Annotated in this window: 16 protein-coding genes; 14 read left to right on the plus strand and 2 right to left on the minus strand. The window is 70.0% G+C overall.

Going from position 1 to position 17671, the window contains the following annotated elements:
* Positions 1-30: 30 nt before the first annotated feature.
* Positions 31-1260 carry a DUF349 domain-containing protein gene (locus QQM72_RS18890; protein WP_020128838.1) on the minus strand — a complete coding sequence of 410 codons (1230 nt, stop codon included), beginning with the start codon at positions 1258-1260 and terminating at the stop codon, positions 31-33.
* A gap of 157 nt (positions 1261-1417) precedes the next feature.
* On the minus strand, positions 1418-2233 hold the full coding sequence (locus QQM72_RS18895) for a peptidylprolyl isomerase (protein ID WP_314222034.1): 816 nt from the start codon (positions 2231-2233) through the stop codon (positions 1418-1420).
* Positions 2234-2413: 180 nt separating this feature from the next.
* On the opposite strand from QQM72_RS18895, the gene QQM72_RS18900 reads away from it, so the two are divergent.
* The 14 genes from QQM72_RS18900 to aroB all read left to right on the plus strand — a co-directional run bounded on the left by QQM72_RS18900 (position 2414) and on the right by aroB (position 17551).
* The gene (locus QQM72_RS18900; protein WP_314222035.1) at positions 2414-3130 is read left to right on the plus strand and encodes an MBL fold metallo-hydrolase; all 717 of its coding nucleotides are present in this window, start codon (positions 2414-2416) and stop codon (positions 3128-3130) included.
* 13 nt (positions 3131-3143) lie between these two features.
* Positions 3144-4406 carry a histidine--tRNA ligase gene (hisS, locus tag QQM72_RS18905; RefSeq protein ID WP_314222036.1) on the plus strand — a complete coding sequence of 421 codons (1263 nt, stop codon included), beginning with the start codon at positions 3144-3146 and terminating at the stop codon, positions 4404-4406.
* A 279-nt stretch (positions 4407-4685) separates the two neighbouring features.
* Positions 4686-5345, plus strand: a complete 660-nt coding sequence (locus QQM72_RS18910) for a vitamin K epoxide reductase family protein (protein ID WP_314222037.1) — start codon at positions 4686-4688, stop codon at positions 5343-5345.
* A gap of 81 nt (positions 5346-5426) precedes the next feature.
* A complete protein-coding gene (locus QQM72_RS18915) occupies positions 5427-6782 on the plus strand; it encodes a replication-associated recombination protein A (RefSeq protein WP_314222038.1) in 1356 nt (451 codons plus the stop codon).
* A 302-nt stretch (positions 6783-7084) separates the two neighbouring features.
* On the plus strand, positions 7085-7699 hold the full coding sequence (gene rpsD / locus QQM72_RS18920) for a 30S ribosomal protein S4 (protein WP_020128844.1): 615 nt from the start codon (positions 7085-7087) through the stop codon (positions 7697-7699).
* 183 nt (positions 7700-7882) lie between these two features.
* Positions 7883-8323, plus strand: coding sequence for a DUF948 domain-containing protein (locus QQM72_RS18925; protein ID WP_028806686.1), 441 nt, complete (start codon positions 7883-7885; stop codon positions 8321-8323).
* 8 nt (positions 8324-8331) lie between these two features.
* On the plus strand, positions 8332-8688 hold the full coding sequence (locus QQM72_RS18930; protein ID WP_020128846.1) for a hypothetical protein: 357 nt from the start codon (positions 8332-8334) through the stop codon (positions 8686-8688).
* A complete protein-coding gene (gene alaS, locus QQM72_RS18935) occupies positions 8688-11360 on the plus strand; it encodes an alanine--tRNA ligase (RefSeq protein ID WP_314222039.1) in 2673 nt (890 codons plus the stop codon). The genes QQM72_RS18930 and alaS overlap by 1 nt, the downstream gene beginning before the upstream one ends.
* 8 nt (positions 11361-11368) lie before the next feature.
* The gene (gene ruvX / locus QQM72_RS18940) at positions 11369-11833 is read left to right on the plus strand and encodes a Holliday junction resolvase RuvX (RefSeq protein WP_314222133.1); all 465 of its coding nucleotides are present in this window, start codon (positions 11369-11371) and stop codon (positions 11831-11833) included.
* A 123-nt stretch (positions 11834-11956) separates the two neighbouring features.
* Entirely contained in the window at positions 11957-13735 is a 1779-nt protein-coding gene (mltG, locus tag QQM72_RS18945) for an endolytic transglycosylase MltG (RefSeq protein ID WP_314222040.1), read from the plus strand.
* Positions 13716-14573: a shikimate dehydrogenase gene (locus QQM72_RS18950; RefSeq protein WP_314222041.1), complete on the plus strand. Its 858-nt coding sequence runs from the start codon at positions 13716-13718 to the stop codon at positions 14571-14573. Before mltG ends, QQM72_RS18950 begins: the two co-directional genes overlap by 20 nt.
* A gap of 175 nt (positions 14574-14748) precedes the next feature.
* Positions 14749-15933 carry a chorismate synthase gene (gene aroC / locus QQM72_RS18955; protein WP_314222042.1) on the plus strand — a complete coding sequence of 395 codons (1185 nt, stop codon included), beginning with the start codon at positions 14749-14751 and terminating at the stop codon, positions 15931-15933.
* Positions 15930-16445 (plus strand): shikimate kinase, encoded by a 516-nt coding sequence (locus tag QQM72_RS18960; RefSeq protein ID WP_314222043.1) that lies wholly within the window; start codon positions 15930-15932, stop codon positions 16443-16445. The genes aroC and QQM72_RS18960 overlap by 4 nt, the downstream gene beginning before the upstream one ends.
* On the plus strand, positions 16442-17551 hold the full coding sequence (gene aroB, locus QQM72_RS18965; RefSeq protein ID WP_314222044.1) for a 3-dehydroquinate synthase: 1110 nt from the start codon (positions 16442-16444) through the stop codon (positions 17549-17551). Before QQM72_RS18960 ends, aroB begins: the two co-directional genes overlap by 4 nt.
* Positions 17552-17671 lie beyond the last annotated feature (120 nt).

The following is a 17671-nucleotide window of genomic DNA, read 5'->3' on the forward strand; positions in this document are numbered from 1 at the left end:
CATGTGACCGGGACGGGCCGGGAGCCGGGATCAGCCGCCGAACTCCTGGAGACCCTTCAGGGCCTGGTCCAGCAGCGCCTGACGGCCTTCCAGCTCACGCTCCAGCTTGTCGGCCCGCGCGGAGTTGCCCTGGGCGCGAGCCTGGTCGATCTGCGTCCGCAGCTTGTCCACGGCGGCCTGGAGCTGACCGGTCAGACCGGCGGCACGCGCGCGTGCCTCCGGGTTCGTCCGGCGCCACTCGGCCTCCTCGGACTCCTGCATCGCCCGCTCCACGGCGTGCATCCGGCCCTCGACCTTCGGCCGGGCGTCGCGCGGCACATGGCCGATGGCCTCCCAGCGCTCGTTGATCGAGCGGAAGGCGGCACGCGCCGCCTTCAGGTCACCGATCGGCAGGAGCTTCTCGGCCTCCTCGGCCAGCTCCTCCTTGAGCTTCAGGTTCTCCGTCTGCTCCGCGTCCCGCTCGGCGAACACCGAGCTGCGGGCGGCGAAGAAGACGTCCTGGGCGCCGCGGAAGCGGTTCCAGAGGTCGTCCTCGTGCTCGCGCTGGGCGCGGCCCGCCGCCTTCCACTCCGCCATCAGCTCGCGGTAGCGGGCCGCCGTCGGACCCCAGTCCGACGAACCGGACAGTGCCTCGGCCTCGGAGACCAGCCGCTCCTTGGTCCGGCGGGCCTCCTCGCGCTGCGCGTCCAGCTGCGCGAAGTGCGCCTTGCGGCGCTTGGAGAACGCCGAGCGCGCGTGCGAGAAGCGGTGCCACAGCTCGTCGTCCGACTTGCGGTCGAGACGCGGCAGCCCCTTCCAGGTGTCCACCAGCGACCGCAGCCGCTCGCCGGCGGCGCGCCACTGGTCGGACTGCGCCAGCTGCTCCGCCTCGGTGACCAGGTCCTCCTTGGCCTTGCGGGCCTCGTCGGACTGCTTGGCCCGCTGCTGCTTGCGCTCCTCGCGCCGCGACTCGACGGTCGCCACCAGCTTGTCCAGCCGGTCCCGCAGTGCCTGGAGATCACCGACCGCGTGGTGCGCGTCGACCTGTTCGCGGATGTGGTCGATCGCGACCTGGGCGTCCTTGGTCGACAGATCGGTGGTCTTCACCCGCTTCTCGAGGAGGCCGATCTCGACAACCAGGCCCTCGTACTTGCGCTCGAAATAGGCCAGCGCCTCCTCGGGGGAGCCTGCCTGCCAGGAACCGACCACCTGCTCGCCGTCGGCCGTACGCACGTACACGGTCCCCGTCTCGTCGACGCGGCCCCACGGGTCGCTGCTCACAGCGCCTCCTCCACATGATGCCTCCGAGGGGCTTCAGCGCCCCTGGGCATCGTCCACAGTTTCGTCACGGCCAACATAGGCGACCGGCGGGCCGCCTGTCCGCATCCAGCGCGACCGAAATTGCGCAGTTGACCGCCCGTTAGTCGTCGGATCGCCGTCAGGATTTCGTGACCGTCGCCTTGTTGATCACGACCGTCGCGTTCGGGGCTCCGTCACCCGCGCCCGTGTTCTCACCGGCGGCGGCGATCTTCGTCAGCACCTTCATGCCGTCGGCCGACACCGTACCGAACGGCGTGTAGCTCGGCGGCAGCTGACTGTCCTGGTAGACGAGGAAGAACTGGCTGCCGCCGGTGTGCGCCTGACCCGTGTTGGCCATCGCGATCGTGCCCGCCGGGTAGGTGTTGTTCTTGAGGCTGGCGTCCTTCAGGTTCTCGTCCGGGATGGTGTAGCCGGGACCGCCGCTGCCGCTGCCCGTCGGGTCACCGCACTGCAGCACGTAGATGCCGTTGGTGGTGAGACGGTGGCACTTGGTGTGGTCGAAGTAGCCCTTGCCGGCGAGGAAGCTGAACGAGTTCACCGTGTGCGGCGCGGCCTTCGTCTTGAGCGCTATGCCGATGTCCCCGCACGTCGTCGCGAGGGTCATCGTGTACTTCGCCGACTTGTCGATCGTGACCGCCGGCTCCTTCTTCCAGGTCTGCGTCTTGACCGAGCCCGCGGCCGCCTTCTCGCACGGGTCCTTGACGGCGCTGGGCGTCGCGGACGGAGTCGTCTGCGAGCTGGCGTTCGCCTTGTCGTCGTCCTTCATGACGCCGGTCGCGTACAGCGCGACGCTGCCGATGATGATCACGCCGAGCACCGACGCGATCACCGAGTTGCGCGCACGCGCCTTGCGTCGCGCGGAGGTGCGCCGCTGCTGCTGCCGCAAGAACTTCTCCCGGGCGAGCTGACGCTTCCGCTGTTCCTGGGTGACCACCGGGTTCTCTCCTCGTGCGTCTCGTACGTCGACTGGGACGCGTGCGTCTTGTGAGCCGACCGCCTGCGTGTGCCCCGTACCGTATATGGGTTCGCTGAGGAATCGGCAGCGCCGGTAGGCTCTGACCACTGGCGCAGCCGCCCAGAAGCCCACGCGTATCGACACAAACGAAGGACGATCGTGCTCATTGCCGGGTTCCCCGCCGGGGCCTGGGGGACGAACTGTTATCTCGTCGCCCCCGCCGCCGGTGAGGAGTGCGTGATCATCGACCCGGGCCACCAGGCGGCCCCGGGAGTCGAGGAAGCGATCAGGAAGCATCGGCTCAAGCCCGTTGCCGTCGTCCTCACCCACGGCCACATCGACCACGTGGCCTCGGTCGTCCCGGTGTGCGGAGCGCACGACGTACCGGCCTGGATCCACCCCGAGGACCGCTACATGATGAGCGACCCCGAGAAGGCGCTCGGCCGGTCCATCGGGATGCCGCTGATGGGCGAGCTGACCGTGGGGGAGCCGGACGACGTCCGTGCGCTGACCGACGGCGTGGGACTGGACCTGGCCGGTCTGGAGTTCTCCGTCGCCCATGCGCCGGGCCATACCAAGGGGTCGGTGACCTTCCGGATGCCCGAGACGGCCGACGTCCCGTCGGTCTTCTTCTCCGGGGATCTGCTGTTCGCCGGCTCCATCGGACGCACCGACCTGCCCGGCGGCGACATGGCCGAGATGCTCGACTCGCTGGCCCGCGTGTGCCTGCCGCTCGAGGACTCGACCGTGGTGCTGTCCGGCCACGGCCCCCAGACGACCATCGGCCAGGAGCGCGCCACCAACCCGCATCTGCGGCAGGTGGCGGCCGGCGGCCAGGGAGCGGGTACGCACGCCCCTCCCCGACGAGGAATGTGACGAGAGACCTTCCGTGAGCACCTTTCAGGCCCCCAAGGGCACGTACGACCTGATTCCGCCGCGTTCCGCGAAGTTCCTCGCGGTGCGCGAGGCGATCGCCGCCCCGCTGCGCAACTCCGGCTACGGCTACGTCGAGACGCCCGGCTTCGAGGACGTCAACCTGTTCGCGCGCGGTGTGGGTGAGTCCACCGACATCGTCAGCAAGGAGATGTACGCCTTCGAGACCAAGGGCGGCGACCGGCTGGCGCTGCGCCCGGAGGGCACGGCGTCCGTGCTGCGCGCCGCCCTGGAGGCGAACCTGCACAAGCAGGGCAACCTGCCGGTCAAGCTCTGGTACTCGGGCTCGTACTACCGGTACGAGAAGCCGCAGGCGGGCCGGTACCGGCACTTCTCCCAGGTCGGTGCCGAGGCGATCGGCGCGGAGGACCCGGCGCTGGACGCCGAGCTGATCATCCTGGCCGACCAGGCGTACCGGTCCCTGGGTCTGCGCGACTTCCGCATCCTCCTGAACAGCCTCGGCGACAAGGAGTGCCGCCCGGTGTACCGGGAGGCGCTCCAGACCTTCCTGCGGGGCCTGGACCTCGACGAGGACACGCTGCGCCGCGCGGAGATCAACCCGCTGCGGGTCCTGGACGACAAGCGCGAGACGGTCCAGAAGCAGCTCGGGGGCGCGCCGCTGCTGCGCGACTACCTCTGCGACGCGTGCAAGGCGTACCACGAGGAGGTCCGTGAGCTGATCACGGCGGCGGGCGTGGTCTTCGAGGACGACCCCAAGCTGGTCCGCGGCCTCGACTACTACACCCGCACGACCTTCGAGTTCGTCCACGACGGACTGGGCTCCCAGTCCGCGGTGGGCGGGGGCGGCCGCTACGACGGTCTCTCCGAGATGATCGGCGGTCCCGCGCTGCCGTCGGTGGGCTGGGCGCTGGGCGTCGACCGTACGGTGCTGGCGCTGGAGGCGGAGGGCGTGGAGCTGGAGCTGCCCGCCGCGACCTCCGTGTTCGCCGTCCCGCTCGGCGAGGAGGCCCGCCGGGTCCTCTTCGCGAAGGTCACCGAACTGCGCAAGCTCGGTGTCGCGGCGGACTTCTCCTACGGCTCCAGGGGGCTCAAGGGCGCCATGAAGAGCGCCAACCGCAGCGGGGCCCGCTACACGATCGTGGCCGGCGAACGCGATCTCGCCGAGGGTGTCGTCCAGCTCAAGGACATGGAGTCCGGCGAGCAGACGGCGATCGGCGTCAACGAGATCGTGGCGGAACTGGAGTCGAAGCTGGGCTAGCGGGCGCGAAAGCCCGAGGAAGGCGCCGGGTCGGGCGACCCGGCGCCTTCGTCATGCGCCGGAACGTCAACCTGGGGCCGCCCGTTCGTCCTTCGGAGGGCGCGGACGTCCGGGCGCCACGCACGCGTGCCGGTGTGCGCCTGGCCTTGGCCGGAACCGAACGCCGCGGGAGGGCCGTACGTACTTCCTTATGCGCAGCGAACGGTGCGCACCCCGTCCGGTGCGGCACAATGGCCCCTGCCCGAAGATGGTCCAACTCTCAAGTGACGGATCGGCGTGATGAGCAAGACGACAGTCAAAGACGTCTCCACGGAGTCCGAGCCCGAGCGCGTCACCGCGAACGAGCCACGGACCGTGGGCGGCAGCCGTGCGTTCGCGATCCTGCTGCTGATCACCGGTGCCGCCGGTCTGCTGGCCGCCTGGGTCATCACGCTCGACAAGTTCAAGATCCTCGAGGCCAAGGTCGCCGGCGAGACCTTCACGCCCAGTTGCAGCATCAGCCCGATCATCAGCTGCGGCAGCGTCATGGAGAGCAAGCAGGCCTCCGTCTTCGGCTTCCCGAACCCGATGCTCGGTCTCGTCGCCTACGGCATCGTGATCTGTGTCGGCATGAGCCTGCTGACCCGGGTCGCGTTCCCGCGCTGGTACTGGCTGACCTTCAACTTCGGCACCCTCTTCGGCGTGGGCTTCTGCACCTGGCTCCAGTACCAGTCCCTGTACGAGATCAACGCCCTGTGCCTGTGGTGCTCGCTGGCCTGGGTCGCGACGATCACCATGTTCTGGTACGTCACCTCGTTCAACGTGCGCAACGGCCTGCTGCCCGCTCCGGGCTGGCTGAAGCGCTTCCTCGCCGAGTTCACCTGGGTCCTGCCGGTCACCCACGTCGGCATCATCGCCATGCTGATCCTGACCCGCTGGGGCGCGGACCTCTGGGCCTGAGCCCGGCACGGCTCAGGCGTCGGCGCAGGCCGCACCAGGCGCCGGACAGGACTGTCGGACCTCTGACGTAGGCTCCGATGTGTGGAGCCCGACCTGTTCACCGCCGCAGCCGAAGACCGCCAGGAGAAGGACCCCGCCGGGAGCCCGCTGGCGGTCCGGATGCGTCCGCGCACCCTCGACGAGGTGGTGGGCCAGCAGCACCTGCTGAAGCCGGGCTCACCCCTGCGCCGCCTGGTCGGCGATGGCGCCACGGGCCCGGCCGGGCCCTCCTCGGTGATCCTCTGGGGACCGCCCGGCACCGGGAAGACGACGCTGGCGTACGTCGTCTCCAAGGCCACCAACAAGCGGTTCGTCGAGTTGTCGGCCATCACCGCGGGCGTCAAGGAGGTCCGCGCCGTCATCGACGGCGCCCGCCGCGCCATCGGCGGCTACGGCAAGGAGACCGTCCTCTTCCTCGACGAGATCCACCGCTTCAGCAAGGCCCAGCAGGACTCCCTCCTGCCGGCCGTCGAGAACCGCTGGGTGACGCTGATCGCGGCGACCACCGAGAACCCGTACTTCTCGGTGATCTCGCCCCTTCTCTCCCGCTCCCTCCTGCTGACCCTCGAACCCCTCACCGACGACGACCTCCGCGACCTCGTCCGGCGCGCCCTGACCGACGAGCGCGGCCTCAAGGGCGCCCTCGGCCTCCCCGAGGACACCGAGGCGCATCTGCTGCGCATCGCAGGCGGCGACGCCCGTCGCGCGCTCACCGCCCTGGAGGCCGCCGCCGGGGCCGCCCTGGACCAGGACGAGAGCGGGATCAGCCTGCAGACCCTGGAGCAGACCGTCGACCGCGCGGCGGTGAAGTACGACCGAGACGGCGACCAGCACTACGACGTCGCCAGCGCCCTCATCAAGTCCATCCGGGGTTCGGACGTCGACGCGGCCCTGCACTACCTGGCCCGCATGATCGAGGCCGGCGAGGACCCCCGCTTCATCGCCCGCCGTCTGATGATCTCCGCCAGCGAGGACATCGGCCTCGCCGATCCGGGCGCGCTGCCTCTCGCGGTCGCCGCCGCCCAGGCCGTCGCCATGATCGGCTTCCCCGAGGCCGCCCTCACGCTCAGCCACACCACCATCGCCCTCGCCCTGGCACCCAAGTCCAACGCCGCGACGACCGCGATCGGCGCCGCCCTCGAAGACGTCCGCAAGGGACTGGCCGGCCCGGTGCCGCCGCATCTGCGCGACGGGCACTACAAGGGCGCCGCCAAGCTGGGGCACGCGCAGGGGTACGTGTATCCGCACGACCTGCCCGAGGGCATCGCCGCCCAGCAGTACGCCCCGGACGCCATCAAGGACCGTGAGTACTACGAGCCCACCCGGCACGGCGCCGAGGCCCGCTACGCCGACGCCGTCGAGTGGACCCGGCAGCACCTCGGTCGCAACGGGTCCTGAGCACCCTGTAGACTCGCCCGAAGTGCCGCGTCCCGTGCAGTCAGAACAGGACAGTCGGCCGGAGCACCGGTCCTCGGACCTCGCTCCAGGAGCGTCGCGCACCGTCGAACGGTGTCGCGGGCAGCCCATCACCACCCGGAGTTCCGGGACCGGTCGGTGGGCAACTCGCGTGCTGCATGTATGTGCCCAGACCAGGGGAGCGGCTGCCCGACGGGTTCCACGCGGACCCGACGGGTTTCCCCGGCTGCGGATGCGACCTCCCTTAACCCTGACGAGCCGGAAATTCTGGAAAGAGAGAGATCGTGGCGAACCAGCCCCGTCCCAAGGTCAAGAAGTCGCGTGCCCTCGGCATCGCGCTGACCCCGAAGGCCGTCAAGTACTTCGAGGCCCGCCCCTACCCGCCGGGTGAGCACGGCCGTGGCCGCAAGCAGAACTCGGACTACAAGGTCCGTCTGCTCGAGAAGCAGCGTCTGCGCGCGCAGTACGACGTGTCCGAGCGCCAGCTCGTCCGCGCCTACGAGCGTGCCTCCAAGGTCCAGGGCAAGACCGGTGAGGCCCTGATCATCGAGCTCGAGCGCCGTCTCGACGCGCTGGTCCTGCGTTCGGGCATCGCCCGCACGATCTACCAGGCCCGCCAGATGGTCGTCCACGGCCACATCGAGGTCAACGGCCAGAAGGTCGACAAGCCGTCCTTCCGCGTCAAGCCGGACGACGTCGTCATGGTGCGCGAGCGCAGCCGTGAGAAGACGCTGTTCTCGATCTCCCGCGAGGGTGGCTTCGCCCCCGACGGCGAGACCCCGCGCTACCTCCAGGTGAACCTCCGCGCCCTGGCCTTCCGCCTGGACCGTGAGCCGAACCGCAAGGAGATCCCGGTGATCTGCGACGAGCAGCTCGTCGTCGAGTACTACGCCCGCTGATCCGCTTCCGGATCGGTCTGCGGCGGTCGTAGGACTTCTGCGCCAAGGCCCGTCGTCTCCCTGCCCTTCGGGGCAGGTGGGACGGCGGGCTTTCGCACGCCTAATCCGGTACGGAACGCCGGCGTCGGCGCGATAGGCTCGCCTTCAGAGATAGGTGTTCGTCAGACAGGGAGCGGGTGCGCAGTGTCCGGTGGAGAGGTGGCCGGCATCCTGGTGGCCGTGTTCTGGGCGATCCTGGTCTCCTTCCTCGCCGTCGCGCTGGCGAGGCTGGCCCAGACGCTCAGGGCGACCACCAGACTCGTCGCCGACGTGACCGAGCAGGCCGTGCCGCTGCTGGCCGACGCCTCCGCGGCGGTGCGTTCCGCGCAGACCCAGATCGACCGGGTCGACGCGATCGCCACCGACGTCCAGGAAGTCACGTCGAACGCCTCGGCGCTGTCCACCACGGTCGCCTCCACCTTCGGCGGCCCCCTGGTGAAGGTCGCCGCCTTCGGCTACGGCGTCCGCCGGGCCCTCGGCGGCCGCAAGGACGACGTGCCCGCCGGGGAACCCCGGCGGACCGTGATCGTGGGCCGAACGGTCTCCCGGCGGGAGAAGCGCAAGCCCCGTGGAAAGAGGGACTGAGACCAGCGATGTTCCGCCGTACCTTCTGGTTCACCACGGGCGTCGCCGCCGGTGTCTGGGCCACCACCAAGGTCAATCGCAAGCTGAAGCAGCTGACCCCCGAGAGCCTCGCCGCGACCGCGGCCAACAAGGCGCTCGAGACGGGAGCGCGCCTCAAGGACCGCGCGGTGGGCTTCGCGCTCGACGTCCGCGACAACATGGCCCAGCGGGAGGCCGAGCTGGGCGAGGCGCTGGGGATCCACGACGACCCCGAACTCCCCGCGCCCCGGCGGTACAACGCCATCGAGAGCAACCGCAGCACCCCCAAGTACCCCGAGCACATCGAGAACACGACGTACTCGCACAACCGGAATGAGGACCACTGATGGAGTCGGCCGAGATCCGCCGCCGCTGGCTGAGCTTCTACGAGGAGCGCGGGCACACCGTCGTCCCTTCGGCGTCGCTCATCGCGGACGACCCGACTCTGCTCCTGGTCCCCGCCGGCATGGTCCCCTTCAAGCCGTACTTCCTCGGCGACGTCAAGCCGCCGTGGTCGCGCGCCACCAGCGTGCAGAAGTGCGTGCGCACGCCCGACATCGAAGAGGTCGGCAAGACCACCCGCCACGGCACCTTCTTCCAGATGTGCGGCAACTTCTCCTTCGGCGACTACTTCAAGGAAGGCGCCATCAAGTACGCCTGGGAGCTGCTCACCACGCCCCAGGACAAGGGCGGTTACGGCCTGGAGCCGGAGAAGCTCTGGATCACGGTCTACAAGGACGACGACGAGGCCGAGCGCATCTGGCACGACGTCGTCGGCGTGCCCAAGGAGCGCATCCAGCGCCTCGGCATGAAGGACAACTACTGGTCGATGGGCGTCCCCGGACCCTGCGGCCCCTGTTCCGAGATCAACTACGACCGCGGCCCCGAGTTCGGCGTCGAGGGCGGCCCCGCCGTCAACGACGAGCGGTACGTGGAGATCTGGAACCTCGTCTTCATGCAGTACGAGCGTGGCGAGGGCATCGGCAAGGACAACTTCGAGATCCTGGGCGACCTGCCGAGCAAGAACATCGACACGGGCCTCGGCCTGGAACGCCTCGCCATGATTCTGCAGGGCGTGCAGAACATGTACGAGATCGACACCTCGATGGCCGTCATCAAGAAGGCCACCGAACTGACCGGAGTCGAGTACGGCGAGGCCCACGGGTCGGACGTCTCGCTGCGCGTGGTCACCGACCACATGCGCACCTCCGTGATGCTCATCGGCGACGGCGTCACCCCCGGCAACGAGGGCCGCGGTTACGTGCTGCGCCGCATCATGCGCCGCGCCATCCGCAACATGCGCCTCCTCGGCGCCACCGGCCCGGTCGTCAAGGACCTCATCGACACCGTCATCGAGATGATGGGCCGGCAGTACCCGGAGCTGGTCACCGACCGCGAGCGCATCGAGAAGGTCGCCCTCGCCGAGGAGAACGCCTTCCTCAAGACGCTCAAGGCCGGCACCAACATCCTCGACACCGCCGTCACCGAGACCAAGCAGTCCGGTGGCTCGGTGCTGGCCGGCGACAAGGCCTTCCTGCTCCACGACACCTGGGGCTTCCCGATCGACCTCACCCTGGAGATGGCCGCCGAGCAGGGGCTGTCCGTGGACGAGGACGGCTTCCGCCGCCTGATGAAGGAGCAGCGGGAACGCGCCAAGGCCGACGCCCAGGCCAAGAAGACCGGGCACGCCGGCGTGGGCGCCTACCGCGAGATCGCCGACCGGGCCGGTGCGACCGACTTCATCGGCTACTCCGACACCGAGGGCGAGTCCACGATCGTCGGCATCCTCGTCGACGGCGCCTCCTCGCCGGCCGCCACCGAGGGCGACGAGGTCGAGATCGTCCTCGACCGCACCCCGTTCTACGCCGAGGGCGGCGGCCAGATCGGCGACACCGGCCGTATCAAGGTGGACACCGGCGCCGTCATCGAGATCCGCGACACCCAGAAGCCGGTTCCCGGCGTGTACGTCCACAAGGGCGTCGTCCAGGTCGGCGAGGTCACCCTCGGCGCCAAGGCCCACGCCTCGATCGACCAGCGCCGCCGCACGGCCATCGCCCGCGCCCACTCGGCCACCCACCTCACGCACCAGGCGCTGCGCGACGCTCTCGGCCCGACGGCCGCCCAGGCCGGTTCCGAGAACCAGCCCGGCCGCTTCCGCTTCGACTTCGGCTCCCCGGCCGCCGTCCCGACGGCCGTGATGACCGACGTCGAGCAGAAGATCAACGAGATCCTCGCCCGCGACCTGGACGTCCGTGCCGATGTCATGGGCATCGACGAGGCCAAGAAGCAGGGCGCCATCGCCGAGTTCGGCGAGAAGTACGGCGAGCGGGTCCGGGTCGTGACCATCGGCGACTTCTCCAAGGAGCTGTGCGGTGGCACCCATGTGCACAACACCTCCCAGCTGGGCCTGGTGAAGCTGCTCGGCGAGTCGTCGATCGGCTCGGGTGTCCGCCGCATCGAGGCCCTCGTCGGCGTCGACGCCTACAACTTCCTGGCCCGTGAGCACACGGTCGTCGCCCAGCTCCAGGAGCTGATCAAGGGCCGTCCGGAGGAGCTCCCGGAGAAGGTCTCCGCCATGCTCGGCAAGCTGAAGGACGCCGAGAAGGAGATCGAGAAGTTCCGCGCGGAGAAGGTGCTGCAGGCCGCCGCCGGTCTCGCGGAGTCCGCCAAGGACGTCCGCGGTGTCGCCCTCGTCACCGGTCAGGTCCCGGACGGCACGACCCCCGACGACCTGCGCAGGCTCGTCCTCGACGTGCGAGCCCGCATCCAGGGCGGCCGGGCCGCCGTGGTCGCCCTGTTCACGGTCAACAACGGCAAGCCGCTGACGGTCATCGCCACCAACGAGGCCGCCCGCGAGTGCGGTCTCAAGGCCGGCGACCTGGTCCGCACGGCCGCCAAGACCCTCGGTGGCGGTGGCGGCGGCAAGCCTGACGTCGCCCAGGGCGGCGGCCAGAACCCGGCCGCCGTCGGCGACGCCGTCGACGCCGTCGAGCGGCTCGTGGCGGAAACGGCCAAGTGAGCGAGCCGATGAGGAAGGGCCGTCGACTCGCGATCGACGTCGGGGACGCCCGGATCGGGGTCGCCTCGTGCGACCCCGACGGGATCCTCGCCACTCCGGTGGAGACGGTCCCCGGCCGGGATGTCCCCGCGGCCTACCGCCGACTCGGACAACTGGTCGAGGAGTACGAGCCGATCGAGGTCGTCGTGGGTCTGCCTCGCTCCCTCAAGGGGGGCGAGGGCCCGGCCGCGGTGAAGGTCCGCGGCTTCGCCCAGGAGCTGGCGAACAAAATCGCGCCCGTATCCGTACGTCTGGTGGACGAGAGGATGACCACCGTGACGGCCAGTCAGGGACTGCGTGCCTCGGGTGTGAAGGCGAAGAAGGGCCGCTCGGTGATCGACCAGGCAGCCGCTGTGATCATCCTTCAGCAGGCCCTGGAATCCGAACGGGTGTCAGGTAAAGCGCCGGGCGAGGGCGTCGAAGTGGTCATCTGATCGCGATACGGTAACGTTCCGCGCGATGTGGCGGTGTTCGAACAGCTGCCGCACAGAGAGAGACGGAACGGTGACGGGCCGGAAAAAGCCGCGTGATCGCCGCCTCGCGGCTCTAGGGGATCGATGACTGAGTATGGCCGGGGCTCTGGCTCCGAACCGTGGCATCCGGAGGACCCGTTGTACGGGGACGGCGGATGGGAAGGGCAGGAGGCCCCCACGGGCCATCAGCCTGCCTACGGCGGCCAGCCACAGCACCACCACTACCCGCAGCAGCCGCAGCAGCAGGAGTACGGCGACTGGGGCCAGGGCCAGGCGCAGCAGTACGGCCAGCAGCACTACGACCAGCAGCAGTACGGCCAGCAGCAGTACGACCCGCAGTACCAGGGCTACGACCAGCAGCAGTACGGCGCTCAGGATCAGCAGTACGCCCACCAGAACCAGCAGGCCTACCCCGAGGGCTACCAGGAGGGCGGCTGGGACGGCACGGGCACCCATGCCCACGTCCCCTTCGCCGCCGATCCCGGCGACCCCTACGGTCAGCAGGCCGCGGCCTACGGCGCCGAACAGCCCGACTTCTACGGCACTCCTGAGGCGTACCCGCCGCCGGAGCCGCCCGCCCGGCGCCGCGCCGAGCCCGAACCGGAGCCGGAGCCGGAAGCCGACGCCGAGCAGAAGCCGGACTGGGACCCCGGGCCCGATCAGGGTGAGCACGCCTTCTTCGCGGGCGGCGGGGCCGAGGACGACGAGGACGACGACGAGCCGGAGGGCCGCGGCGACCGGCGGGGCCGGGGCGGCAAGGGCACGAAGAGCAAGAAGAGCAAGAAGAGCCGCAGCGGCTGTGCCTGTCTGGTCGTGGTTCTGGTGTTCGGCGGTGGTGTCGCGGGCGTCGGATACTTCGGCTACGACTACTACAAGAATCGTTACGCCGCGGCTCCGGACTACACGGGCGACGGCACCAAGGAGACCGTGAGCATCGAGGTGCCCAAGGGCTCCGGCGGCGCCGTCATCGGCAGACTGCTCAAGGAGGCAGGCGTCGTCAAGAGCGTGGACGCGTTCGTCTCCGCGGTCACGCGCAACCCCGAGGCGGGCGGCATCCAGGCGGGCGCGTACATCCTGAAGAAGCAGATGTCCGCGAAGAGCGCCGTGGAGATGATGCTCGACCCGGCCAGCCAGGCCAATGTGATGGTCACCCCGGGCCAGCGGAACGTGGCCGTCTACAAGAACATCGACACGAAACTCGGACTTGCCTCCGGTACCACCAGGAAACTGGCCGAGAGCAAGTACAAGACGCTCGGTCTGCCCGACTGGGCGAACGACAACGAGGACATCAAGGACCCGCTGGAGGGCTTCCTCTTCCCGGGGACGTACGGCGCCGCCAAGGGCATGAAGCCCGAGGCGGTCCTGAAGTCGATGGTCGCGCACGCCAACGAGGTGTACGGCGAGTACGACCTCGAGGCCAAGGCCAAGACGCTCAAGCTGGAAAGCCCGTTGCAGGTCATCACGGTCGCCAGCCTCGTCCAGGCGGAGGGCAAGACTCACGACGACTACCGCAAGATGGCGGAGGTCGTCTACAACCGGCTCAAGCCGACGAACGACCAGACCAACCAGTTGCTCCAGTTCGACTCGACCTTCAACTACCTGAAGGGCGAGAGCGAGATCAACATCAGCGAGTCCGAGATCAACAGCAACAAGGACCCGTACAACACCTACACCAACAAGGGCCTGACGCCGGGACCGATCGGCAATCCCGGTGAGGACGCGCTGAAGGCCACGATGAATCCGACCACCGACGGCTGGATCTACTTCGTGGCGACCGACGGTGAGAACAACACCGAATTCGCCAAGACCTACGCGGATTTCCAGAAACTCAAGGACAAGTTCGATGCCAGCACGGGCAACTGACGCCCGCCGGGCCGCGGTACTCGGCAGCCCCATCGTCCACTCCCTCTCCCCGGTGCTGCACCGCGCCGCGTACGAGGCACTGGAACTCACCGGCTGGACGTACGACCGTTTCGACGTCGACGAGGAGGCCCTGCCTTCCTTCGTCGCCGGGCTCGGCGCCGAATGGGCCGGTCTCTCGCTGACCATGCCGCTGAAGCGCGCGGTCATCCCGCTGCTCGACGAGATCAGTGAGACGGCCGCCTCCGTCGAGGCGGTCAACACCCTCGTGTTCACCGACGACGGCCGTCGGCTCGGCGACAACACGGACATCCCCGGCATGGTCGCCGCCCTGCGCGAGCGTGGTGTCGAACAGGTCGACTCGGCCGCGATCCTCGGCGCCGGCGCCACCGCGTCCTCCGCCCTGGCCGCCCTCACCAGGGTCTGCACCGGCGAGATCGTCGCCTACGTCCGCAGCGCGGCGCGCGCCGCCGAGATGCGTCAGTGGGGCGAGCGGCTCGACGTCGAGGTCCGGATCGCCGACTGGGCGGACGCCGCCGACGCGCTGCGCTTCCCGCTGGTCGTCGCGACCACCCCGGCCGGGGCCACGGACGCCCTCGCCGCCTCGGTGCCCGAGCGCCCCGCCACCCTGTTCGACGTGCTCTACGACCCGTGGCCGACAGAGCTGGCCGCCCGCTGGTCCATGTTCGGCGGCGCCGTCGTCAGCGGCCTCGACCTGCTGGTGCACCAGGCGGTCCTCCAGGTGGAGCAGATGACCGGCCGTGTCCCGGCGCCGGTGGACGCCATGCGCAAGGCGGGCGAGCACGCCCTCGCCTTCCGCCGGGACTCGCACCGCCCGTGATCCCGTCCCCGGATGTTCCCCCGTCCGCAGGCTGGACCCTCGACCGGTTCCAGAGCCGGGACGTGGGAGGATCGGAGGTGGCGGGCCAGGGCCGCGCACCCGGTCACGCCACCGACGTACGCGAAGGACGCGCGTGCGCAGAGCGCTAGCAGAGCGCGAGCACTGAGGAGCATCGTTGAGCAGGCTGCGTTGGCTGACCGCGGGGGAGTCCCACGGACCCGCACTTGTCGCGACGCTGGAGGGCCTTCCCGCCGGCGTGCCGATCACCACGGAGATGGTCGCCGACCACCTCGCGCGGCGACGGCTCGGCTATGGGCGTGGTGCGCGCATGAAGTTCGAGCGCGACGAGGTCACCTTCCTCGGCGGTGTCCGGCACGGCCTGACCATGGGCTCCCCGGTCGCCGTCATGGTCGGCAACACGGAGTGGCCGAAGTGGGAGCAGGTCATGTCGGCCGACCCGGTCGACCCGGAGATCCTCGCGGGCCTCGCCCGCAACGCCCCGCTCACCCGCCCGCGCCCCGGCCACGCCGACCTCGCCGGGATGCAGAAGTACGGCTTCGACGAGGCCCGGCCGATCCTGGAGCGCGCCTCCGCGCGTGAGACGGCCGCCCGGGTCGCGCTGGGCGCGGTGGCCCGGTCGTACCTGAAGGAGACGGCCGGCATCGAGATCGTCAGCCACGTCGTCGAGCTGGCCGCCGCGAAGGCGCCCTACGGCGTCCTGCCGACCCCCGCGGACGTCGAGAAGCTGGACGCGGACCCGGTCCGCTGCCTCGACGCGGACGCCTCGAAGGCGATGGTCGCGGAGATCGACCAGGCCCACAAGGACGGCGACACCCTCGGCGGCGTCGTCGAGGTGCTGGCGTACGACGTACCCGTCGGCCTGGGCTCGCACGTGCACTGGGACCGCCGGCTCGACGCCCGCCTCGCCGCCGCCCTGATGGGCATCCAGGCGATCAAGGGCGTCGAGGTCGGCGACGGCTTCGACCTCGCGCGCGTGCCGGGTTCGAAGGCGCACGACGAGATCATCACCACGCCCGGGGGCATCAGGCGCGCGAGCGGCCGTTCCGGCGGTACCGAGGGCGGACTCACCACCGGCGAGCTGCTGCGCGTGCGCGCGGCGATGAAGCCGATCGCGACCGTGCCGCGGGCCCTGAAGACGGTGGACGTCGCCACCGGCGAGGCCACCCAGGCGCACCACCAGCGCTCCGACGTGTGCGCGGTCCCGGCCGCGGGGATCGTGGCCGAGGCGATGGTCGCCCTGGTGCTGGCGGACGCGGTGGCGGAGAAGTTCGGCGGCGACAGCGTCACCGAGACCCGTCGCAACGTGCGTTCGTACCTCGACAGCCTGCACATCCGATGAGCGGGCCACTGGTCGTCCTCGTCGGCCCGATGGGCGTGGGCAAGTCCACCGTCGGGCAGCTGCTGGCCGAGCGGCTCGGCGTCGGCTACCGGGACACCGACGACGACATCGTCGCCGAGGCGGGCCGCAGCATCGCGGAGATCTTCGTCGACGAGGGCGAGGAGGCCTTCCGCGCGATCGAGAAGCGGGCCGTACGGCGCGCGCTCGCCGAGCACGACGGCGTACTGGCGCTCGGCGGCGGCTCGATCCTGGACGCGGACACCCGGACGCTGCTGGCCGGGCAGCGCGTGGTCTACCTGGCCATGGACGTCGAGGAGGCCGTCAAGCGCACCGGCCTGAACACGGCGCGCCCGCTGCTCGCGGTCAATCCGCGCAAGCAGTGGCGCGAGCTGATGGAGGCCCGTCGCCCGCTCTACGAGGGTGTCGCCACCGCGGTCGTGACCACGGACGGCCGTACGCCCGAAGAGGTCAGCCAAGTGGCCTTGGACGCTTTGGAGTTGAAGGAAGCATGAACAGCGGTTCCGTAACGCGGATCCGGGTCGGCGGCAGCGCGGGCTCGGAGCCGTACGAGGTCCTGGTCGGCCGTCAGCTCCTGGGCGAGCTCGGCGGGCTGATCGGCGAGCGAAGCGAGATGGGGAGCGTCAAGCGGGTCGCGGTGATCCACCCCGAGGCGCTCGCCGACACCGGCGACGCGCTCCGCGCCGACCTGGCCGGGCAGGGCTACGAGGCCGTCGCCATCCAGGTGCCCAACGCGGAGGAGGCCAAGACCGCCGAGGTCGCCGCCTACTGCTGGAAGGCGCTCGGCCAGTCCGGGTTCACCCGCACCGACGTCGTCGTGGGCGTCGGCGGGGGCTCCACCACCGACCTGGCCGGGTTCGTCGCCGCGACCTGGCTGCGCGGGGTGCGCTGGATCGCCGTCCCGACGACCGTGCTGGCCATGGTCGACGCGGCCGTCGGCGGCAAGACCGGCATCAACACCGCCGAGGGCAAGAACCTCGTCGGCGCCTTCCACCCGCCGGCCGGTGTGCTGTGCGACCTGGCCGCGCTGGACTCCCTGCCCGTCAACGACTACGTCTCCGGGCTCGCCGAGATCATCAAGGCCGGCTTCATCGCCGACCCGGCGATCCTCGACCTGATCGAGTCCGACCCCGAGGCCGCCCGCACCCCGGCGGGCCCGCACACCGCCGAGCTCATCGAGCGCTCCATCCGGGTCAAGGCGGACGTGGTGTCGTCCGACCTGAAGGAGTCGGGCCTGCGGGAGATCCTCAACTACGGTCACACACTGGCGCACGCCATCGAGAAGAACGAGCGCTACCAGTGGCGGCACGGCGCGGCCGTGTCCGTGGGCATGCACTTCGCCGCCGAACTGGGCCGCCTGGCGGGCAGGCTGGACGACGCGACGGCCGACCGCCACCGCACGGTCCTGCAATCGGTGGGGCTGCCGCTGCACTACCGCTACGACCAGTGGCCCAAGCTGCTCGAGAACATGAAGGTCGACAAGAAGTCCCGCGGCGACCTGCTGCGCTTCATCGTCCTGGACGGCCTCGCCAAGCCGAACGTCCTCGAGGGTCCCGACCCGGCCGTCCTGCTGGCCGCGTACGGGGAGGTCGGCGAGTAGGAGCGCGGGACGGCGAGTAGGTCCGCCCGCTTCCCTTCCGCCCGATTCGCTTTCCACACCGGGCACTTCGGACCGCCCCCGGCCGTTCACCAAAGGACGGCCGGGGGCGGTACCGTTCAG

This window comes from Streptomyces zaehneri, assembly GCF_032248645.1.
GTDB lineage: Bacteria > Actinomycetota > Actinomycetes > Streptomycetales > Streptomycetaceae > Streptomyces > Streptomyces coriariae.